The organism is Serinicoccus sp. CNJ-927 (genome assembly GCF_001942435.1).
Lineage (GTDB): Bacteria > Actinomycetota > Actinomycetes > Actinomycetales > Dermatophilaceae > Ornithinicoccus > Ornithinicoccus marinus.
This window is the reverse complement of the sequence record NZ_MKKF01000010.1, coordinates 1-18,923: the sequence shown is the minus strand read 5'-3', so window position 1 is coordinate 18,923 and position 18,923 is coordinate 1. Positions and strand designations below refer to the sequence as shown.

The window sequence follows — 18,923 nt, the reverse complement described above, 5'->3', positions numbered from 1 at the left end:
GCTCAGGAGCGGCCGGTGAAGAGCTGGTCGACCGGCGCGTGGTCGTCGGTGAGCACCTGGGCACCTTCCGCGAGCTCGTCGACCCGCTCCGGGGTAAGCGCGCGCATTCCTCCCCCGTGCTCGGCCGCCGCCGCCTCGACCGCCGCCGGGTCGATCGGGGTGTCCGAGGCGAGCACGACGAAGTTGCCGCCCGGCACCGGCCGGTCGTCGTGCGTGAGCACCTCGACGTGGTCGAAGAGGGTGCGCAGCGTCGCGACCTCGGCGGCCAGGAAGTCCAGGCCCTCGTAATCGATGATGTTGAGCGCGACGAGCCCGTCCGGCCGCAGCACGCGGTCGACGTCGGCGAAGGTCTCGGCCGTCGCGAGGTGCCACGGCGCGGCGACCCCGCCGAAGGCGTCGCCGACATAGACGTCGTAGCTGTCGGTCTCGAGCCCGGCGACCGCGACCCGGCCGTCCTGGACGTCGACGGTGAGCCGGTCGGAGTCCGGCAGCGGCAGCCGCTCGCGCACCAGCTCGACGACGCCCGGGTCGATCTCGACGACCGAGTTGGCCCCGGCCTCGCGGTAGGCCACCTGGTAGCGCGGCAGCGTCATCGCGCCGCCGCCGACGTGCAGCACGTCGAGGCGCTCGTCCGCGGGCGCCAGGTGTCGAGCGCGCCCGCGAGCGTGCGGACATACGCGAACTCGAGGTATGCCGGGTCGTCCAGGTCGACGTAGCTGTGCCGCAGCGTGTCGAGCACCAGGGTGCGGCCGCCCTCACGGTCGGGATCTGCGACGACCGAGGCGCAGTGGTAGCGGGTCTCGACCTGGCACGGGTCCGGCGCGATGAGCCCCAGCCCGGCGCCGACGATCGCGACCGTGAGAGCGCCGGCCGTGCCGACGCCGGGCTCGACCCCGCCGCGCCGGGCGGTGACGACGAGAGCGAAGCCGGCGGCCATGAGCACCAGACCGGTGGCCAGCAGGATGACGCTCGTTCGCAGCAGCGCGACGAGGACGAATCCGGTGACGAAGGTGGCCGCGATCGCACCGAGGGTGCCGATGGCGGAGAGGCGGCCGACGACCGAGCCGGTCTCGGTGAGCGCGCCGAGCTGCAGCTTCACCACCATCGGCGGGATCGCGGAGAGCACCGCGGCGGGGGCGAAGACGGTGACCGCCGCGAGCAGGATCGCCATGCTCGCCGACTGCTCGGGCGGGGTGAAGGCGGTGACCCAGCGGATCGCGGGGCTGATCGTCAGCGTCAGCGCGCCGCCGAGGACGAGCAGCGGGCCGATGAGACCGCGCGGCGAGGTGCGGTCGGCGCTCGCGCCCCCGGCCCAGGCGCCGAAGGCGATCGCCGCCAGCGCCAGGCCGATGACCGCGGTGTTGGTCTCCAGGGTGATCCCGACGTAGGGCGCGATGAGCCGCAGCGCCGTGATCTCCAGGACCAGGACGGCCGCCGAGGAGCCGAAGGTCACGACCGCCGCGACCCACGGGGCCAGGGCGGGCGGGGGTGGCGTCGCTCGGGGTGTCGGCTCGGGGGTGCGCGCGGGGTGGCGTCCCGCGGGGGTCCTGCGGTGGGGGTCGGGGACTCACCCGGTCCAGCCTACGGGCCGGTCGGGCAGGGCCGGCGACTCGCCGGTCGCGACCGGCTCAGTCGTTCACGTGAACGCCTGAGCCGTTCTCGTCCGGCGTGTCGCCGGGACGGGCCTGTTCGAGAGCGGCGCGGTGCCAGGTATGCAGCTGCCCGACCTCGCGCTTGCCGGGCATGAGGCCGGTGGCGAGCGTCCGCCGGTCCTCGCCGCGGAAGACGATCCGGTCCTGGCGGCCGGGAGCCGGCCGGACCTCTGTCACCCGGGTCCAGGGGATGAGGCGCGGACCCTGGAGGAGGCCGCGGTGCAGGCCCTCCGCGTCAGCGGTGACGTCGTCGTCGCCGCGCAGGAGCGTGGCCAGCATCACGAGCACCAGCACGAGGAGGGCTCCAGCGACGACCCGCATCGAGGTGGAGAGGCCGGTCCATCCCATCACGGCGGGGAACCAGACCAGGATCAGCAGGCTGGACGACACCACCTGGACCCAGTGTCGGGTGCGGGGCGCGCGGATCCGGACCGAGGGCATACCGGAGTCTGTCACCGCGAACCTGAGCCCGTCGCCACGCCCGACCCGACCGGCTCAGTCGCGCACGTGAACGCCTGAGCCGTTCTCGTCCGGCGTGTCGCCGGGACGGGCCTGTTCGAGAGCGGCGCGGTGCCAGGTATGCAGCTGCCCGACCTCGTCCTGGGTGGGCATCTGACCCTCGAAGATCGTCCGGCTGCTCGCTCCCCGGATGACGAGGCGCTCGGGGTTCCCCGGGGCGGGCCGAATCTCGGTGACGTCGGTCCACGCGACGTGCCCGCGGCCGTGGAAGAGGCTCCGGTGCAGGCCATCTGCACTGGCGCTGGTGTCGTCCACCCCACGGAGCAGCGCCATCAGGAGCGCCACCGTCGACAGGCCCACGACCACGGCCAGGAGGCGCCACCGGGCAGAGTGGTCCGTCCACCCGAGTGCCTGGGGGATCCAGCCGAGGCCTTGTAGCGCCAGAACGGCGACGAAGAGCCAGTGCTGGGTGCGGGGAGCGCGGATGCGGACCGACGGCATACCTGATCCTGTCACCATATGACGCACACCGCCGCCGGACCGGGCAGTCGCGTCAACCGAGCACGCCGGCGGCGGCGTGGTGGCGGCCGATGGGCAGCACCATGGGCTTGCCGGAGACCGGGTCAGGGACGACCTGGCTGCGCAGGCCGAAGACCTGCTCGACCGTCGGCGCGGTGAGCACCTCCTCGGGGGTGCCGCCGGCCAGCAGCCGCCCGCCGCACATGGCGACGAGGTGGTCGGCATACCGGGCGGCGAGGTTGAGGTCGTGCAGCACCATGACGATCGTCGTGCCGCGGGTGCGGTTGAGGTCGGTGAGCAGGTCGAGGACCTCGATCTGGTGGCAGATGTCGAGGTAGGTCGTGGGCTCGTCCAGGAGCAGGATGTCGGTCTGCTGGGCCAGCGCCATGGCGATCCAGACGCGCTGGCGCTGCCCGCCGGAGAGCTCGTCGACGGCGCGGTCCACGAGGTCGGTGGTGCCGGTGAGCTCCAGGGCCTCCTCGACCGCCTGCTCGTCGGCGGCCGACCAGCGTGTGAGCATCCGCTGGTGCGGGCTGCGGCCTCGCGCGACGAGGTCGGCGACGGCGATGCCCTCCGGCGCGATGGGGCTCTGCGGCAGCAACCCCATGGTGCGCGCGACCGCCTTGGTCGGCTGGGTGTGCACCGCCTTGCCGTCGAGCACCACCTGACCCTCGCTCGGCGCGAGCAGCCGGGACAGTGCGCGCAGCAGCGTCGACTTGCCGCACGCGTTGGCGCCGACGATCGTCGTGATCTGCCCCGGCGGGACGGTGAGGTCCAGTCCGTCGACGACGGTGCGGTCGCCGTAGCCGAGGTGGACGTGCTCGGCGACGAGCGTGTGCGAGGCGGTCATAGCGAACCTCCGGCGCGGTTGGTGCGGACGAGCAGGTAGACGAGGTAGGGCGCCCCGAGGACGCCGGTGATGACTCCGACGGGGTAGCGGGTGCCGAAGAGGTGCTGCCCGGCGAGGTCGGCGGCCAGCACGAGCAGCGCACCGGTGAGTGCGGCGGGCGCCATGAGCGAGCCACCGGCCCCCACGATGCGGGCGGCGATCGGTCCGGCGAGGAAGGCCACGAAGGCGATGGGGCCGGCGGCGGCGGTCGCGAAGGCGATGAGGGCCACGGCGGCCACGATGACGGTGAGCCGGGTCCGCTCCACCCGCACGCCCAGCGCGCTGGCGGTGTCGTCGCCGTGCTGCAGCAGGTCGAGCTGCCGCGACTGGGCGAGCAGGGCGGGCATGAGGACGGCGGACGCCACGACGAGCGGCAGCACGATCCCCCAGGTGGCGCCGTTGAGGCTGCCGGTCAGCCAACGCATCGCGACCTGCAGGTCCCACGCGGCGGCGCGGACGATGACGTAGGCGACGACCGAGTCCAGCATCGCGGCGATGCCGATGCCGATGAGGATGAGCCGGGTCCCGAGCACGCCGTCGCGGTAGGCGAGCAGGTAGATGACCAGGGCCGTCACGAGGGCGGCCACGATGGCCAGCACGGAGACGAGGGCCTCGTCCACGCGGAGCACGACGATCCCGACCACCGCCGCGGCGCTGGCCCCCGCGCTGATCCCGATGATGTCCGGCGAGGCCAGCGGGTTGCGCAGCATGGTCTGGAAGGTGACGCCGGCCATACCCAGGGCGGCCCCCGCCACCAGACCCAGCACGGCACGGGGCAGCCGCAGCGTCCCGACGGTGAACGACGCACCCGGCACGTCCTGGCCCAGGACCACCCGCCAGACCTCGCCGGGCCCGTAGAACGTCTGGCCCACCATCAGGCTGACGGCGAAGAGCGCGACGACGAGCAGCCCGAGCAGGCCGGCGGCGCGGCGCCGGCTCGCGGCACGGCGGCGGCGACCCAGTCGCAGCGCGGACGGGGTCGGACGGGCGTCGGTGGCGTCACCGGTGCGCGTGCTCACAGTGCCCTCGCCCGCATCCGCCGCACAATGATGATGAAGACCGGCGCCCCGATGAGCGCGGTGATGATGCCGACGTCGACCTCCGCGGGCCGGGCGACGACGCGGCCGACCACGTCGGCCAGGGTGAGCAGCACCGCGCCCACGAGCATCGACAGCGGCAGCAGCCACCGGTGGTCGGTGCCGACGACGAGCCGGCAGGCGTGCGGCACGACGAGCCCGACGAAGCCGATGGGCCCGGCGACCGCGGTCGCGGCGCCGCAGAGCGTGACAGCGCCGACGGCGGCGAGCGCCCGGGTCAGCGCCACCCGCTCGCCGAGGCCGGCTGCCAGGTCGTCGCCGAGCGCCAGCGAGTTGAGGCCACGCGCCACGGCGGCGGACATGAGCGTGCCTGCGGCGAGGAAGGGCAGCGCCGTGAGGATCTTCTCCGGCGTCGCGCCGCCGACGCCGCCGATCTGCCAGAACCGGAAGGAGTCCATCACCTGGATGCGCGGCAGCAGGATGGCGCTCACCAGGGAGGAGAACGCCGCGGACATGGCCGCCCCGGCCAGCGCCAGCTTGAGCGGGGTGGCGCCGCCGCGGCCCATCGAGCCGATGGCGTAGACGACAGCAGCAGCGACCGCGGCCCCGACGATGGCCACCCAGATGTAGCCGCCGGAGGTGCTGAGGCCGAAGAAGGCGATGCCGACGACCACCGCGAGCGAGGCGCCAGAGGTGACCCCGAGGATGCCGGGGTCGGCGAGCGGGTTGCGGGTGACGCCCTGCATCACCGCGCCGGCCAGCCCGAGGGCAGCGCCCACCAGCATCGCCAGGAAGGTGCGCGGCACGCGCTGGGCGACCGCCGCTTGGGAGATGTTGTCCTGCGCGCCGCCGAGGGCGGCGATGAGATCGGCATACCCGATCTCGCGGGCGCGAAGGTGACCGACAGGACGCCGGCGAGCACCAGGCGCCGAGCGCCACGAGCAGCGTCGTGGCGCGGTATGCCCTCGTGTCACCCCGCCGCCGCGCTGCGCGTGCAGGCGCGTCCGGCGGGGCGGAGGTGAGGGTGTCCGTCACCGGCTCTTCTCGGCGGCGGCGGAGACCAGGTCGAGGAAGTCGGTCAGGCCCCACTCGATGGCGAGCGGCGAGGGGTTGGCAGCCGCGGCGAGCGGGGTGTCGTTCTCCAGCATGACGACGGCACCGTCGGCGACGGCCGGGATCTCCGAGACCAGCGCGTTGTCCTGCAGCTCGCTGAGCAGGGCGTCGTCGCCGTAGGTGACGAGCACGTCGACGTCCTCGAGCAGGTCGGCGTTCTCGGCGCTGACCGTCTCGTAGAACGTCTCGCTCTCCGCGGAGCGCTCGCTGACCAGCTCGGGCGTGGTCATGCCGAGCTCCTCGAAGAAGAGCGCGCGCGGGTCGTGCGTGGTGTAGAAGCCGACCTGGCTGAGGTCGTCGGTGCTGTGCGAGCTGAACATCGCGCTCTTGCCCTCGAGCGCCGGGTAGTCGGCCACGGTGTCCGAGACGTAGCCCTCGATCTCCTCGACCAGCGCGTCGCCCTCCTCGGCGAGGCCCAGGGCCTGGCTGTTGAGCTCGACCATCTGCTGCCAGGTGGTGCCCCACGCCAGCTCGGGGTAGGCGACGACCGGTGCGATCTGGCTGAGCGTGTCGTACTCCTCCTGCGTCAGGCCGGAGTAGGCGGCGAGGATGACGTCGGGCTCGGTGTCGGCGACCGCCTCGAAGTCGATGCCGTCGGTCTCGTCGAAGAGCACCGGGGTCTCGGCGTCGAGCTCGGTGAGCGCGTCCTCGACCCACGGCAGGACGCCGTCCTTGTCGTCGTCGCCCCAGGTGGCCTCGCTCATGCCGACCGGCACGACGCCGAGGGCGAGCGGGACCTCGTGGTTGGCCCAGGCGACGCTCGCCACGCGCTCGGGCTGCTCCTCGATGGTGGTCTCGCCGAAGGCGTGCTCGATGGTGACCGGGAAGGCGCCCGACGCCGCGTCGGCGGAGGTCTCCGAGTCCGTCCCGTCGCCGGCGGCGGTGTCGGCGTCGTCGCCGCAGGCGCTGAGGACCAGGGCTGCGGACAGGGCCGTGGCGGTCCCCAGGACGCGAAGCGTATGCATGATGCTCCTTAGTGAAGTTAGGTAAGGCGCACCTAATGTATATCCTGTCCCTGGATGTGTCCGAAGGTACCCGGACCGCCGCGCACCGAACCCCACCGCGAGGAGAACGACATGGCGAGGAGCGAGACGCAGGCCGCACGCCGCAAGCCGGCGCACGCCCGCCCGCTGCGGCTGCAGGTCCGCGGCGCCCACCGACCGACGCCGACCTTCGCTCGGATCACGCTCGGGGGGCGGAGCTGGCCGACTTCGGGCCGATGGGCGACGACCAGTGGTTCCGCCTCTTCCTGCCCACCGGTGGCAGCGAGTCGCTCCGTCACGTGCCGGACAAGCTGACGACCGCCTCGTATGCCCGCTACATGCTCATCCCGGCGGCGCAGCGCCCGGTCATCCGCAACTACACGGTCCGCGCCTACCGCCCGCACGGCGAGCTGGGCGAGGGCCCTGAGATCGACGTCGACTTCGTCGTCCACGGCACCGAAGAGACCGGGGACGCCGGGCCGGCCTCGCTGTGGGCGCAGTCCTGCTCGGTCGGCGACGAGGTCGCGATCATCGACGAGGGCGCGATCTTCAACCCGCCGCCGGGCTCGGCGCTGCTGCTCGCGGCCGACGAGTCCGCGCTGCCGGCCTTGGCGGGCATCCTGCGGCACGCGCCGCGCGACGCCGTCGGCACCGCGGTCGTCGAGGTGCCCGACGCCGCGGACCGGCAGGTGCTCGACGAGCCGATCGGCGTCGAGGTGCGCTGGGTGGTGCGCGCGGCCGGCGACCGTCCCGGCGCCGCCGCGCAGGCGGAGATGGCGCGGGTGCCCGTGCCCGACGGTGACGTGTATGCCTGGGTCGCCGGCGAGTCCGACCTCGCCACCGCGCTGCGCCGGCACTGGGTGCGCGCGGGCATACCCAAGACGCGGATCAGCTTCTGCGGCTACTGGAAGGCCGGCACGAGCCACTGAGGCCCGGGTCGGCGGCCCCTACCGCAGACCGCTGCGGGCCAGCCCCGCGACGAAGAACCGCTGCGCCACCACGAAGAGCGCCAGGATGGGCAGCATCGACAGCAGCGCCCCGGCCATGAGGGTCGGGTAGTCCGTGGCGTACTGACCCTGCAGGAAGGCCAGGCCGACCGGCAGCGTGTAGAGCTCCGGGTCGCGCAGCGCCACGAGCGGCCAGGCGAACTCGTTCCAGCGGTACATGAACGTCATGACGACGAGCACCGCCACCAGCGGCCGGGCCAGCGGGAGGATGACCCGGGTGAAGACCTGCCACTGGTTCGCGCCGTCCAGCCGTGCTGCCTCGAGCAGCTCGTCCGGGATAGACGTGAGGTACTGCCGCGCGAGGAAGATGCCGAAGGCTCCGCCGACCGCGGGATGATGACGGCCCAGTAGGAGTTGACCCAGCCGAGCTGGGCCACGAGCTCGAACTGCGGGATGAGCAGCACCTGGACGGGGATCATCAGGGTGGCGACGATCGCCATGAGGACCACGGCCCGGCCCGGGAAGCGCCGCTTGGCCAGGACGTAGCCGGCCAGCAGGTCCACGACCACCGTCAGCACCACGGCGACCACCGCGATCGCCAGCGAGTTCACCGCCCACGTCGTCACGGGGTAGTTCGCGACCGCCTCACGCACGGTGGTGAGGCCCAGCTCGCCGAGGTCCGGGAGGCCACCGCCGACGAGGCTGCCCGGCGGCGAGAGCGCCGTCAGCGTCATCCACACCAGGGGGAAGAGCCAGACCAGGGAGATGATCGTCAGGGCCAGGAAGCGCCAGCGACGCGCGGACCGTGCCGCGCGCTCACGCGGGTTGGTGCCCGCCGTCGTGGTGCTCATACCGACTCCTCCGCATCGCGCTGGGCCCGCCACCACAGGATCGTGGCGGCGAGGATGACGACGAAGACGACCACGCCCAGCGCCGTGCCGTAGCCGAGCTGGCGCGCCTCGAAGCCCTCGGCGTAGGCATACGTGACGAGCAGCTCGGTCGCCCGCCCCGGACCCCCACCGGTCATCACCCACACCAGGTCGAAGACCTGGAAGGTCTCGATGACGAGGATGACGGTGAGGAAGAAGGTCGTCGGCTGGATCTGCGGGATGGTCACGTGCCGCAGCCGTTGCCACCAGCCCGCCCCGTCCAGCGCGGCCGCCTCGTGCAGGTGGTGGTCGACGTTCTGCAGCGCACCGAGGTAGATGATCGCGGCGAGACCGACGCGCGACCAGGTGAGCATGAGCAGGACCACGAGCATCGCGGGGCCCCCGCCGGACTGCCAGGAGACCGGCCCGAGACCGACGACGCCCAGCAGGTCGTTCACGACGCCGACGTTCTCGTCGAAGATGAAGCGGCCGGCCATCGCGACGACCACCCCGGAGATGACGACCGGCGCCAGCACGATGCTGCGGAAGACCGCCCGCCCGCGCACCTCGCCCTGGAGCAGCATGGCGATCCCGAGCCCGAGGACGAGGGCCAGCGGCACCGAGACGACAGCCAGCAGCACGGTGTTGAAGGAGGCGCGCCAGAAGGCGTCGTCGCCGAGCATCTGGCGGTAGTTGCCCAGGCCCACCCACTCCGCGTCACCGACCCCGCTGTCGGCGGTGAAGGAGGTGATGATCGCGCTGACGAGCGGGCCGAAGAGGAAGACGCCGAAGAGCACCAGGGCGGGCAGCAGCAGGGCGTAGGACGTCAGGTGGTCGCGGGTGCGCGTGGTCATCGGCGCACCTCCCCGGCGACGGCGCGCAGGAGATCTCGCGCGACGTCCTCGTCGGATCTGGCCCCCGCGAGGAAGGCGAGCTCGAGCTGGTCCACGAGGGTGCTGTTGACCGCATTGAACTGCGGAATCGTGACCTGCTGCACGAGCCGGGGCTGCACGACCTCGATCTGGTCGACGAACTGCCGCATCGCGTCCGGGTATGCCGGGAAGTCGAGGGAGCCCACGTCCACGTCGCCTCGGGTGGGCAGCACCCCGGTCGCGCCGGCGAAGTCCGCCTGCTGCTGCGTGCCCATGCAGTAGGCGGCGAAGGCGGTGGCGGCCTCGGCCCGGGGACCGTCGACCACGGCCAGGGCGCTGCCGCCCAGGTCGGCGCTCGCCCGGTCCTGGCGGGGCAGGGGCGTCGCGACCCAGTCGAAGGGGACGTCCAGCGCCGGGAGCGAGAAGCTGCCGACGAAGGCCATCGCCACCGTCTCGGCACCGAAGAGCTGGTCGGTGTACTGGCTGCTCTTCGGCAGGGCCGAGCTCGGGGTGAGGCCGTCGCGGAAGAAAGAGCGGGTGACCGACAGGGCGGCGACCACCGCCGCCGGGTCGTCGGTGACGTCGTCGAGGCTCTCCGCGAGGAGTCGCCCGCCGGCCTGGTCGACCCAGTTGAGCCAGCGGTAGGCCCCGGCCTGCTGCCAGTTGACCGCGAGCGCCGTGCGGCCGCCGGTGGCCTCGTCGGCGATCCGGCGCGCGACGTCCAGCAGCTCCTCCCAGGTCCAGGCCTCGTCGACGTCGGTCGGGATGGAGCGGACCCCGGCCGCCTCGGCCGCGGCCGTGTTGACCAGGACCATCGAGGTGTCGGTGTGGTGCGGCATACCGAAGGTGCCCTCGTCGTCGGTGACGGCGGCCCAGAACTGCTCGGCGACCACCGCCTCCAGCTCCGCCGCGACTCCGGGGTCGACACTCGCGAGGACGCCCTGGCTGCGGTAGAGGCCGATGTCGTTGTAGGTCACGCGGAACAGGTCCGGCGGCGAGCCGGTGCGCAGGGCGGTGTCGACCGTGGTCAGCGCCTGCGAGAAGGGCACGATCTGCAGCTGCACGTCGACGCCGGTGTCGTCGCGGAAGCCCTGGATGAGGGAGCGGAAGGCCGCCTCCTCCTCCGGTCCGGCCCAGAGCGTGAGCTGGAGGACGTCGGTCGGCCGGTTTGCGCCGGTGTCCTGCAGCGTGAAGCCCTGGCAACCCGACAGGCATGCGGCGGCCGCACCCAGCAGGGCGGTCCTGCGTGTCACTCGCAGGTCTCGTCCCCCCGGTGCGGTGGTGACCCCGGTCATTCGCGGATGGGAGCCGCGAGGTGACCGTCGGTCTCGTGTGTGGTCATGTGCTGCTCCTTCGGTGAGGAGCGGGGCAGCGTCACGATATGCCCAGGTCACGGACGCGGCAACGCGAAGCGTCGAGAGTGGCCGGGCCTCTCAGAGGATGAAGCGGAAGAGCGGGCTGTCCGGCTGGATCGGCTCGATCTGCAGCGAGCTGGCGTCCATGCGCCGGAGCAGCGGATGCAGGTCCTCGCGGGCGCCGAGCTCGATGCCGACGAGGGCCGGGCCGGTCTCGCGGTTGTTGCGCTTGACGTACTCGAACAGCGCGATGTCGTCGTCCGGCCCGAGCACCTCGTCGAGGAACTGGCGCAACATGCCCGGCTCCTGCGGGAAGTCGACGAGGAAGTAGTGCTTGAGGCCCTCGTGGATGAGCGAGCGCTCCATGACCTCGGGGTAGCGCAGCAGGTCGTTGTTGCCGCCCGAGACGACCACGACGACGTCGAGCCCGGTCAGGTCGCCGACCGCGTCCAGCGCTGCCGCCGCCAGGGCCCCGGCGGGCTCGGCGATGATGCCGTCGCTCTGGTAGAGCCGGATCATCTCGGTGCAGATGCGGCCCTCGGGAACCGCGACGAGCTCGGGGGTGTGCCGTCGCACCACGTCGAAGGTGTGCGCGCCGACCTTCTGCACCGCGGCCCCGTCGACGAAGCGGTCGATCTCGGGCAGCGCCACCGGCTCACCGGCGTGGGTGGCGGCCATCATGCTGGCGGCGCCGGCGGGCTCGGCGGCCACGACCCGCACCTGCGGCGCGTGCTCGCCGAACCAGGTGAGGCACCCGGCGAGCAGCCCCCCGCCCCCGCAGGGCACGACGACGACGTCCGGCGGGCCGGGCAGGTCCTCGCTGATCTCCCGGGCGATGGTGCCCTGACCGGCGATGGTGTGCGGGTGGTCGAAGGCCGGCACCAGGGTCGCCCCGGTCCGCTCGGCGTCGGCCACCGCCGCGGCGGCCGCCTCGTCGTAGGTCCGGCCCACCACGACGACCTCGACCCAGTCGCCGCCGATGGTGGCGACCCGGTCGCGCTTCTGTCGCGGGGTGTTGGCGGGCAGATAGATCCGCGCGTTGACGCCGAGGGTCGCGCACGCATACGCGACACCCTGAGCGTGGTTGCCGGCGCTCGCGCAGACCACCCCGGCCCAGATCTGCTCGCTGTCGAGCTGGGCGATGAGGTTGGCCGCGCCACGGCCCTTGTAGGACCGCACCGGCTGCAGGTCCTCCCGCTTCACCCAGACCTGTGCACCGGTCTCTTCGGAGAGGCGGGTGCTGCGCTCCAGCGGCGTCCGGTGCACCCGGCCGGCGATCCGCTGCGCCGCGGCGTCGACGTCGGCGGCGGTGGGCAGCGAGGGGGAGTGGACCGGCATACCCCGATCGTAGGGGTGACGCCGGGTCAGGCCGAGCCCGCTCAGGCGATGAGTGCGACGATCGACCCGGCGATGAGCATCGTGAACAGCCCGGCGAAGACCGCCAGCAGCCCGCCCCAGCCGGACCGGCACCCCCCGGCGAGCACGAAGGAGGACTCGTCGTGCGGGTCGACGAGCACGTCGACGTCGAAGGGGAAGCGCCGCATCGTGCCGTGCGACATCCCGAGCTGCGAGGTGGTGCGGTGCACGGTGCCACGCGCGTCGGTGCGCTCGATCCGCCAGTGCTGGACCGCGTGGTCGGCAGCTCCGCGCCATTCGTAGCCGACGACGGTGGCCCGCTCCCGTCGCCACCGGCTGGCGCGGGAGGCCTGCCGGGCGACGCTGCGTCCGCCGAGGAGGATGAGCGAGATGCCGACCACGGCGCCGACGATGCCGATGATCGCGGCGATCGGAGGACCCTCCACGACGTCCCCGGTCAGCCGAACATGATCGCGGCTTCGTCCCACTGGTCGCGCGGGACGGTCTTGATCGCGCTCGTGGCGTCACGGAGGTTGACACCGACGATGTCGATCCCCTGCAGGGCCACCATCGTCCCCCACTTCTTGGCGCTCACGGCGTCGATCGCGGCGGTGCCGAAGCGGGTGGCGAGCACCCGGTCATAGGAGCTCGGGACTCCGCCGCGCTGCAGGTGCCCCAGCGTGGTGTTGCGCGTCTCGATGCCGGTGCGCTCCTCGACGAGCCGGGTGACGGCCTCGCCGATCCCGCCGAGCAGCGGGCGCCCGAAGCCGTCGACCCGGTCGCTGGCGACCTGGTCCGCCCCGGCGAAGGTGAAGCCCTCGGCGACGACGATCGTCGGCGCGCGGCCACGGTCCATGGCGTTCTGCACCCACTCGCACAGCTGCTCCGGCGCCACCGGCACCTCGGGGATGAGGATGGCGTGGGCGCCGCTGGCGATGCCCGCGTGCAGCGCGATCCACCCGACGTGCCGCCCCATGACCTCGACGATCATGCACCGGGAGTGCGCCTCGCCGGTGGTCCGGAGCCGGTCGATCGACTCGGTGGCGATCGACACGGCGGTGTCGAAGCCGAAGGTGCGGTCGGTGGCCGACAGGTCGTTGTCGATGGTCTTGGGCACGCCGACGATGTTGATGCCCTCGTCGTGGAACATCCGGGCGACGGTCAGCGTCCCCTCGCCGCCGATCGCCACGAGCGCATCGATCTCGTGCTTGTCCATCACCTCCTTGACCCGGTCGGTGCCGCCGGTGCGGATCGGGCTGATCCGGGAGGTGCCGAGGATGGTGCCGCCGACCTTGGACAGCCCGCGGACCTTCTTGCGGGGCAGCGGGATGATGTCGTCCTCGACGAGGCCGCGGAAGCCGTCCTTGATACCGACGAACTCGTGCTCGTAGATCCGGTCGCCCTTGAGCACGACGCCGCGGATGACGGCGTTGAGGCCGGGGCAGTCTCCGCCTGAGGTCAGCAGGCCGATCTTCATCATGTGTCCTTCACGACAGGGCGGGTGATGCGCGTGGGCGCCAGCCACCCCAGGGACGGTGACCGGCGCCGATGCGCTCCCAGGGTATGACGTCACGTCACCTCGGTTCCACTTCCGCCCAGCGGCCGCCGGCCGCCGACCGGCGGCACCGACGTTGTGGCATCGTGTGCGCCATGTCGACCGCCGCCGCCGCGCCCTCCTCGCACACCTCCTCACTCGTCCTCGCCGACCGGCTGGTGCCGCGTCGTGGCGTGCTCACCGACGTCGCGCTGGTCGCGGGCGGCGTCGTCGTGGTCTCGCTGCTCGCGCTGGTGCAGTTCCGCATCGGGCCGGTGCCGATCACCGGCCAGACGCTGGGTGTGATGCTCGTCGGCTCCGCACTCGGTATGCGCCGGGGCGCCGCCACGCTGGTGACCTACCTGCTGGTCGGGCTCGCCGGAGCGCCGGTCTTCGCCGGCGGTGGTGGGCCGGCCTACGTCACCGCGCCCTCGTTCGGCTACCTCATCGGCTTCGTCGCCGCTGCGGCCATCGCGGGCTGGGCCGCCGAACGGGCCTGGGACCGGCACGTCGGGCTGGCCATGGTCGGCTTCCTGCTCGCGACCGCCGCGCCCTTCCTCGTCGGTGTGCCCTACATGGCGGCGCTCCTGCAACTGAGCGACCCGGCCGCGATCGCCGCGATCGGCGTGACGCCGTTCATCGTGCCGGGGATCATCAAGGCCGGCGTCGCCGCCGCGATCTTCCCGGCGGCCTGGGCGGTCGTGCGCCGCCTCGACGCCGACCGCTGAGCGCGGGTCCGCGCGTCTGTCGGGCCAGGCGTCCGGCTCCTCCTCACCGCGGGGGTCAGCGGTCCTCGGCCTCCTCGAGGGCGGTCCGGGCGGCGTCCCGCCGGGCACGCGCCTCGGTGAGCTGCTCGTCGGCCTGCTCCTGCGCCTCCCGCGCCCGCTCCACCGACTGCTGCGCCTTCGCGGCGTGCTGCTCCGCCTGCGCCAGCAGGCGGCGGGCCTGGTCCACCCCGGCCTCGGCCGCCCGCACCTTGTCCCGCGCCGAGGTCGCCGCCTCTGCCTCGGCCCTGCGCCGCTCACGCGCCGCCTCCACCTCGCTCTCCGCCGTCTGCAACGCCGACCGCAAGGCCTCCAGGTCCGCGTCGTCCGCGGTCGAGTCCTCGCCCTGCGGAGCCGAGCCCCCGCCGGCCGGAGCAGACCCGTCGCCGCCCGCAGCCGGTCCGTCGCCGCCCGGGGCCGACCGCTCGCCGCCCGACGCAGACCCCACCTCCGTGTCGACACTCTCGCGGGCGTCCTCCTCAGCCGTCTGCCCGCCACCGTCGATGCGGGTGAGCACCACCCCGGTGCTGGTGCGCGCCACGGCGTCGGCCACGTCGACCTCGCCGAACCCGCTGTAGGACAGCGCACGGGTCAACGTGCCGCCGAGCACGAGCTCGGTCGCCTCTGCGTCCGCCAGGGCCGCGACGGCCGTGTCCCGCACCTCGCTCTCGACGGCTCCCGTCAGGGGTGCTGCAGCGTGCTCGCGGGCGGCCGTGACCCAGGCCCGCAGGAGCTCGTCCCGCTCACCGCGCAGCCCCGTGAGCCCGGCAGCGTCCATGGCCGACTGCGCGTGCCGCAGCCGCGCGCCGACGTCCCGGAGCGCCTCGACCACCGGGTCCTCGGCGCGCACGAGCGCGTTGACGGCGGCGGCCGAGACGCTCGGCTTGCGGAGCCCGGCGACCTCCTTCGCCGTGTCCTTGCGGCCCTCGGAGCGCAGCCGCGCGACCCACTCCTTGCGGGTGGCGACGAAGTCGGCGGGGGCGACGGCATACACGGCGGAGACCGCCGCGCGCAGCGCCTCCTCGTCAGCCTCCTCCACCATGCACGGCAGGCTAGCCCGCATGTCGCGCGGCGCCGAGAGGGCCTGGCGGTCAGCGTATGTCCGACGCGCCGCGCGGACGGGACTGCCGTCGTGCGGCTGGCACACTGGCGCGGGTGACGCCCGCTCCCTACCTCGCCCTCGTGCTCGGGGTCGCCATCCTCTGCCAGCTCGTGGCCTACCGCCTGCGGGTGCCCTCGATCCTGCTGCTCCTGATCGCCGGCTTCGGCCTGGGTCAGTGGGTCTCGCCGGAGAGCGTGCTCGGGCGCGACCTGCTCTTCGCCGGCGTCAACCTGGCCGTCGGCATCATCCTCTTCGAGGGCTCGCTCTCGCTGCGCTTCCGTGAGCTGCGGGGCCTCAGCAGCGCGGTCCTGCGGCTCTGCTCGGTCACCGTCCTGCTCGCCTGGGGGCTCGCCGCCGCGGCCGGCGTCGTGGCCGGCGTGGACTGGCAGCTCTCGCTGCTCGTCGGTGCGGTGCTCGTGGTCACCGGCCCCACCGTCATCGCCCCGATCATCCGGCAGCTGCGCCCCACCCGCCGGGTCTCCTCGATGCTGCGGTGGGAGGGCATCGTCGTCGACCCGATCGGCGCGATCCTGGCCGTCCTCGTCTTCCAAGCGCTCATCGTCGGCGGTCCGGACGGGGCGCTCACGACGGCCGCCCTGACGCTGGGACGCACGCTGCTCATCTCCACCATCCTCACGCTCGTCTTCGGCGTCCTGCTGGAGGTGGCGATGCGCCGCCACCTCATCCCCGACTTCCTCGAGGGTGTGGCCTTCCTCGCGGTGGCCGTGGGATCCCTGGTCATCTCCAACGAGCTGCAGGCCGAGAGCGGGCTGCTCACCGTGACCATGCTCGGCATCTACCTCGCGAACCGGCCCGGGCTACGGCTGGAGCACGTGCGGGAGTTCAAGGAGCACCTGCAGGTGCTCATCGTCGGTGCCCTCTTCGTCCTGCTCGCCGGGCGGGTCAGCCCCGGCGAGGTCGTCGCCATCGCCCCCACGGCGGCCCTCTTCGTGCTGCTGCTCGTGCTGGTCGTCCGCCCGGCGTCGGTGGCTCTCGGGCTGCTGGGCACCGAGGCGACCCGCGAGGAGCGGACCCTGCTCGCCTTCATGGCGCCGCGCGGCATCGTCGCCGCAGCGGTGACGAGCATCTTCGCGCTGGAGATCGAGCACGCGGCCGACGAGGCCAGGCACGCCGCCGCGCTCGGCGGCGACACCCCGCAGGAGACGCTGGCGCTGGAGGCCTCGGCGCAGCGCCTGGAGCAGCTGGTGCTCGAGTCCTCCGGGCTGGTGCCGCTGGTCTTCGTGACCATCGTGGTGACCGTGGCCCTCTACGGCCTCGGTGTCGGGCGGCTCGCCGAACGGCTCGGCCTGGCGACCACCTCGCCGCACGGCGTGCTCTTCGCCGGGGCTCCGGTGTGGGCCCGCCAGGCGGCCGGCGTGCTCGGCGAGCTCAAGGTGCCGACGTTGCTCGTCTCGCTGGCCCCCAGCGAGGTCGCGCAGGCGCGGATGTCCGGGCTCAAGGTCGAGCGCACGCACATCCTGTCGGAGTATGCCGTCGAGGACATGGAGCTCGCCGGCATCGGCTCGCTGGTCGCGGCCACCCACGACGACGACACCAACTCCACCGCCGCGCGGGAGTTCGGGCACGCGCTGGGGCAGGCCAACACCTACCAGCTGCGCCGGCAGGGGGAGCCGCTCCCGCGCAGGTCGCAACCCAAGGAGCGGGAGGTCGACCAGGACGAGCAGCGGATGACCGAGTCCCGCGCCAAGCAGCAGACCGCCAGCAAGCTCACCGCCCGGGTCGCCTTCTCCCCGCCGATGTCCGCCCCGGAGCTGGACGCCGCGACCCGCGAGGGCATGCAGGTGCGGCGCACCAAGCTCACCGACCAGCACACCCTGGACGACTTCCGCGCCCGGGAGCCCGACGCGGTCCTGATGTTCCTCGTCGTCGACGGCGTCGCCACCGTGGTCACACCGCGGACGCACCTGCCGCAGGAGGGCGCGACGCTGGTCGCCCTGGTGCGCGGCGGGTGAGGCATCCGCGACACGCCGCCTGATCGCCACGGGGTCGACACCGGCCCGACGCTATGGTGCTCGTGCGCTGGATGTGACGAATGTGGTTCACGTGATCACGTCTGACAGACCGGCGCGCACGAGGACCGCGACCGCTGCCCGGTCGCCCGGGAAAGGATCGACGATGAGCACCACGACCCTGCCGACGCTGACCATCGCCGCCGGTGCGGGCCTCGCGCTCGCGCTCGCCACCCCGGCCGTGGCGGTCGACGAGGACGACCTGGAGGGCTACGCCGACGTCAGCTGTGACGTCATGGCGATGCCCGGGACGGCGACCGCCACCTACATCGACGAGGCCGTCCACGGGCCCTACCTCGACGGCGACAACGAGTGGGTCGCCCTGACCCTGACCTCCGACGAGGGCGAGGTCGCGGTCGAGGACCCGGAGTACGGCGAGACCTACGGCAGCGAGGGTGGCGCGATCATCCGCGAGATCACCCTGTGCCAGGGCACGGCCGCCGAGGCCGCTGACGCCGAGGAGGCCCCCGCGGAGGACGAAGCCGGCGACGACGCCGGTGACGACGCCGACGCGGCCGACGGTTCCGACGACGACTCCGCCACCAGCGAGGACGAGGCCGACGACGAGACGGCCGGCCCGGCCGTCGAGACCGCAGGCCCGCTCCAAGAGACCGGGATGTCGCCGCTGCTCGTCGGCGGTGCGGTGCTGGCGCTGGTCGGCGCCGGGGCGGCCGCCGTGGGCGTGCGTCGCCGGGGCAGCCAGCAGGGCTGACCTGCGCAGGACTGCCCGTGAACGCGCGTCTGCTGCTGCCCACCGGGCTGCTGGTCGGGACGCTCGGGGTGAGCGCTCTCGCGGTGCAGGCCGTCGGGGCGATCCAGGGCACCGACGGTCGCCCGGTCCACGCCGAGGGCGAGGGGGCACCCACCTGGGTCACCGTCCCCGGCGCCGGCCTCGAGCACGAACCCATCGCCCCGGAGGGCCTCACCCCGCAGGGCACCATCAACCCGGACCAGGGCGAGGCGATCTGGTATGCCGGGTCCGACCGGGTGGTGCCCGGTCAGGTGGGGACGGCGGTGATCGCGGCGCACGTCAGCTACTACGACGAGCCGGACGTCTTCTACGACCTCGCCGAGGTCGAGGACGGCGAGATCGTCACCGTCGGCTACGGGTACGGGGGGACGAGGGACTTCGTCGTCACCTCCACCCAGCAGATCTCCAAGGAGGGCCTCCAGCGCAGCGACGCGGTGTGGGGCGACCAGGAGGAGGTCGCCCGGATCGCCCTCATCACCTGCGACCCGTCGCTCGGGCAGCGCAGCGACGGCGGCCAGAAGGCCAACTTCGTCGCGATCGCCGAGGCGGTCGACGGCTGACCTGCTCGTCGACGATCCCCCGGCGGCGGGCGTAGATATCCCAGGGTCTAGCTTGTCAAGCTGCGGCGGGGTGGCGGTGGGCCCAGGCGGTGTGTTCGTCGTAAGGGGTGCGGTGTTTGAGGCAGCCGTGC

20 protein-coding genes and 1 pseudogene are annotated in these 18,923 nt (G+C 73.0%); 5 read left to right on the top strand and 16 right to left on the bottom strand.

Annotated elements, in window-relative coordinates; translation table 11 throughout:
• Positions 1-2: 2 nt before the first annotated feature.
• From BJF86_RS19275 to BJF86_RS03710, 8 genes and pseudogenes are all read right to left on the bottom strand, one after another.
• A complete protein-coding gene (locus tag BJF86_RS19275; RefSeq protein WP_083652689.1) occupies positions 3-617 on the bottom strand; it encodes a fused MFS/spermidine synthase in 615 nt (204 codons plus the stop codon).
• Positions 590-1,453, bottom strand: a complete 864-nt coding sequence (locus BJF86_RS19270) for a fused MFS/spermidine synthase (RefSeq protein WP_083652688.1) — start codon at positions 1,451-1,453, stop codon at positions 590-592. The genes BJF86_RS19275 and BJF86_RS19270 overlap by 28 nt, the downstream gene beginning before the upstream one ends.
• Positions 1,454-1,628: 175 nt before the next feature.
• Positions 1,629-2,093, bottom strand: a complete 465-nt coding sequence (locus tag BJF86_RS03735; protein ID WP_075817028.1) for a hypothetical protein — start codon at positions 2,091-2,093, stop codon at positions 1,629-1,631.
• A gap of 54 nt (positions 2,094-2,147) precedes the next feature.
• Entirely contained in the window at positions 2,148-2,612 is a 465-nt protein-coding gene (locus tag BJF86_RS03730) for a hypothetical protein (protein ID WP_075817027.1), read from the bottom strand.
• A 52-nt stretch (positions 2,613-2,664) separates the two neighbouring features.
• Positions 2,665-3,480, bottom strand: coding sequence for an ABC transporter ATP-binding protein (locus BJF86_RS03725; protein ID WP_083652687.1), 816 nt, complete (start codon positions 3,478-3,480; stop codon positions 2,665-2,667).
• Positions 3,477-4,538: an iron chelate uptake ABC transporter family permease subunit gene (locus BJF86_RS03720; protein ID WP_083652686.1), complete on the bottom strand. Its 1,062-nt coding sequence runs from the start codon at positions 4,536-4,538 to the stop codon at positions 3,477-3,479. Before BJF86_RS03720 ends, BJF86_RS03725 begins: the two co-directional genes overlap by 4 nt.
• Positions 4,535-5,591, bottom strand: a pseudogene (locus BJF86_RS03715) (FecCD family ABC transporter permease). The gene BJF86_RS03720 and the pseudogene BJF86_RS03715 overlap by 4 nt, the downstream one beginning before the upstream one ends.
• Positions 5,588-6,634, bottom strand: coding sequence for an iron-siderophore ABC transporter substrate-binding protein (locus BJF86_RS03710; protein ID WP_075817025.1), 1,047 nt, complete (start codon positions 6,632-6,634; stop codon positions 5,588-5,590). Before BJF86_RS03710 ends, BJF86_RS03715 begins: the two are co-directional and overlap by 4 nt.
• Positions 6,635-6,888: 254 nt before the next feature.
• Here BJF86_RS03710 and BJF86_RS03705 point away from each other — a divergent pair, with 254 nt between their 5' ends.
• Positions 6,889-7,581, top strand: a complete 693-nt coding sequence (locus tag BJF86_RS03705) for a siderophore-interacting protein (protein ID WP_237768070.1) — start codon at positions 6,889-6,891, stop codon at positions 7,579-7,581.
• A gap of 18 nt (positions 7,582-7,599) precedes the next feature.
• On the opposite strand, the gene BJF86_RS18655 is transcribed toward BJF86_RS03705, so the two are convergent.
• The 7 genes from BJF86_RS18655 to BJF86_RS03675 form a co-directional block, all read right to left on the bottom strand.
• Positions 7,600-7,926, bottom strand: a complete 327-nt coding sequence (locus tag BJF86_RS18655) for a carbohydrate ABC transporter permease (RefSeq protein WP_237767556.1) — start codon at positions 7,924-7,926, stop codon at positions 7,600-7,602.
• The gene (locus BJF86_RS18650; RefSeq protein ID WP_237768077.1) at positions 7,824-8,450 is read right to left on the bottom strand and encodes a hypothetical protein; all 627 of its coding nucleotides are present in this window, start codon (positions 8,448-8,450) and stop codon (positions 7,824-7,826) included. The genes BJF86_RS18655 and BJF86_RS18650 overlap by 103 nt, the downstream gene beginning before the upstream one ends.
• The gene (locus BJF86_RS03695; RefSeq protein ID WP_075813183.1) at positions 8,447-9,322 is read right to left on the bottom strand and encodes a carbohydrate ABC transporter permease; all 876 of its coding nucleotides are present in this window, start codon (positions 9,320-9,322) and stop codon (positions 8,447-8,449) included. Before BJF86_RS03695 ends, BJF86_RS18650 begins: the two co-directional genes overlap by 4 nt.
• Positions 9,319-10,593 (bottom strand): extracellular solute-binding protein, encoded by a 1,275-nt coding sequence (locus BJF86_RS03690; RefSeq protein WP_158068367.1) that lies wholly within the window; start codon positions 10,591-10,593, stop codon positions 9,319-9,321. The genes BJF86_RS03695 and BJF86_RS03690 overlap by 4 nt, the downstream gene beginning before the upstream one ends.
• Before the next feature lie 180 nt (positions 10,594-10,773).
• A complete protein-coding gene (ilvA, locus tag BJF86_RS03685; RefSeq protein ID WP_075817024.1) occupies positions 10,774-12,033 on the bottom strand; it encodes a threonine ammonia-lyase IlvA in 1,260 nt (419 codons plus the stop codon).
• A 41-nt stretch (positions 12,034-12,074) separates the two neighbouring features.
• Positions 12,075-12,497 carry a hypothetical protein gene (locus tag BJF86_RS03680; RefSeq protein WP_075817023.1) on the bottom strand — a complete coding sequence of 141 codons (423 nt, stop codon included), beginning with the start codon at positions 12,495-12,497 and terminating at the stop codon, positions 12,075-12,077.
• 11 nt (positions 12,498-12,508) lie between these two features.
• The gene (locus BJF86_RS03675) at positions 12,509-13,528 is read right to left on the bottom strand and encodes a 6-phosphofructokinase (protein ID WP_075817056.1); all 1,020 of its coding nucleotides are present in this window, start codon (positions 13,526-13,528) and stop codon (positions 12,509-12,511) included.
• Positions 13,529-13,701: 173 nt separating this feature from the next.
• Here BJF86_RS03675 and BJF86_RS03670 point away from each other — a divergent pair, with 173 nt between their 5' ends.
• A complete protein-coding gene (locus BJF86_RS03670) occupies positions 13,702-14,313 on the top strand; it encodes a biotin transporter BioY (RefSeq protein WP_075813175.1) in 612 nt (203 codons plus the stop codon).
• A 55-nt stretch (positions 14,314-14,368) separates the two neighbouring features.
• Here BJF86_RS03670 and BJF86_RS03665 read toward each other — a convergent pair whose 3' ends face one another.
• Entirely contained in the window at positions 14,369-15,391 is a 1,023-nt protein-coding gene (locus BJF86_RS03665; protein WP_075817022.1) for a hypothetical protein, read from the bottom strand.
• Positions 15,392-15,504: 113 nt separating this feature from the next.
• Here BJF86_RS03665 and BJF86_RS03660 point away from each other — a divergent pair, with 113 nt between their 5' ends.
• The 3 genes from BJF86_RS03660 (at position 15,505) to BJF86_RS03650 (ending at position 18,792) form a co-directional block, all read left to right on the top strand.
• A complete protein-coding gene (locus tag BJF86_RS03660; protein WP_075817021.1) occupies positions 15,505-17,424 on the top strand; it encodes a cation:proton antiporter in 1,920 nt (639 codons plus the stop codon).
• Positions 17,425-17,587: 163 nt separating this feature from the next.
• Positions 17,588-18,193, top strand: a complete 606-nt coding sequence (locus BJF86_RS03655; RefSeq protein ID WP_075817020.1) for a hypothetical protein — start codon at positions 17,588-17,590, stop codon at positions 18,191-18,193.
• Between the two features lie 17 nt (positions 18,194-18,210).
• A complete protein-coding gene (locus BJF86_RS03650) occupies positions 18,211-18,792 on the top strand; it encodes a class F sortase (protein ID WP_075817019.1) in 582 nt (193 codons plus the stop codon).
• Positions 18,793-18,923: the final 131 nt, after the last annotated feature.

What these genes read in the sequence shown, in the direction of transcription:
- BJF86_RS03735 (WP_075817028.1), bottom strand. Translation starts at nt 2,093, where the DNA reads ATGCCCTCGGTCCGGATCCGCGCGCCCCGCACCCGACACTGGGTCCAG.
- BJF86_RS03730 (WP_075817027.1), bottom strand. Translation starts at nt 2,612, where the DNA reads ATGCCGTCGGTCCGCATCCGCGCTCCCCGCACCCAGCACTGGCTCTTC.
- BJF86_RS03725 (WP_083652687.1), bottom strand. Translation starts at nt 3,480, where the DNA reads ATGACCGCCTCGCACACGCTCGTCGCCGAGCACGTCCACCTCGGCTAC.
- BJF86_RS03710 (WP_075817025.1), bottom strand. Translation starts at nt 6,634, where the DNA reads ATGCATACGCTTCGCGTCCTGGGGACCGCCACGGCCCTGTCCGCAGCC.
- BJF86_RS03705 (WP_237768070.1), top strand. Translation starts at nt 6,889, where the DNA reads ATGGGCGACGACCAGTGGTTCCGCCTCTTCCTGCCCACCGGTGGCAGC.
- BJF86_RS18650 (WP_237768077.1), bottom strand. Translation starts at nt 8,450, where the DNA reads ATGAGCACCACGACGGCGGGCACCAACCCGCGTGAGCGCGCGGCACGG.
- BJF86_RS03695 (WP_075813183.1), bottom strand. Translation starts at nt 9,322, where the DNA reads ATGACCACGCGCACCCGCGACCACCTGACGTCCTACGCCCTGCTGCTG.
- ilvA (WP_075817024.1), bottom strand. Translation starts at nt 12,033, where the DNA reads ATGCCGGTCCACTCCCCCTCGCTGCCCACCGCCGCCGACGTCGACGCC.
- BJF86_RS03675 (WP_075817056.1), bottom strand. Translation starts at nt 13,528, where the DNA reads ATGAAGATCGGCCTGCTGACCTCAGGCGGAGACTGCCCCGGCCTCAAC.
- BJF86_RS03670 (WP_075813175.1), top strand. Translation starts at nt 13,702, where the DNA reads ATGTCGACCGCCGCCGCCGCGCCCTCCTCGCACACCTCCTCACTCGTC.
- BJF86_RS03665 (WP_075817022.1), bottom strand. Translation starts at nt 15,391, where the DNA reads ATGGTGGAGGAGGCTGACGAGGAGGCGCTGCGCGCGGCGGTCTCCGCC.
- BJF86_RS03655 (WP_075817020.1), top strand. Translation starts at nt 17,588, where the DNA reads ATGAGCACCACGACCCTGCCGACGCTGACCATCGCCGCCGGTGCGGGC.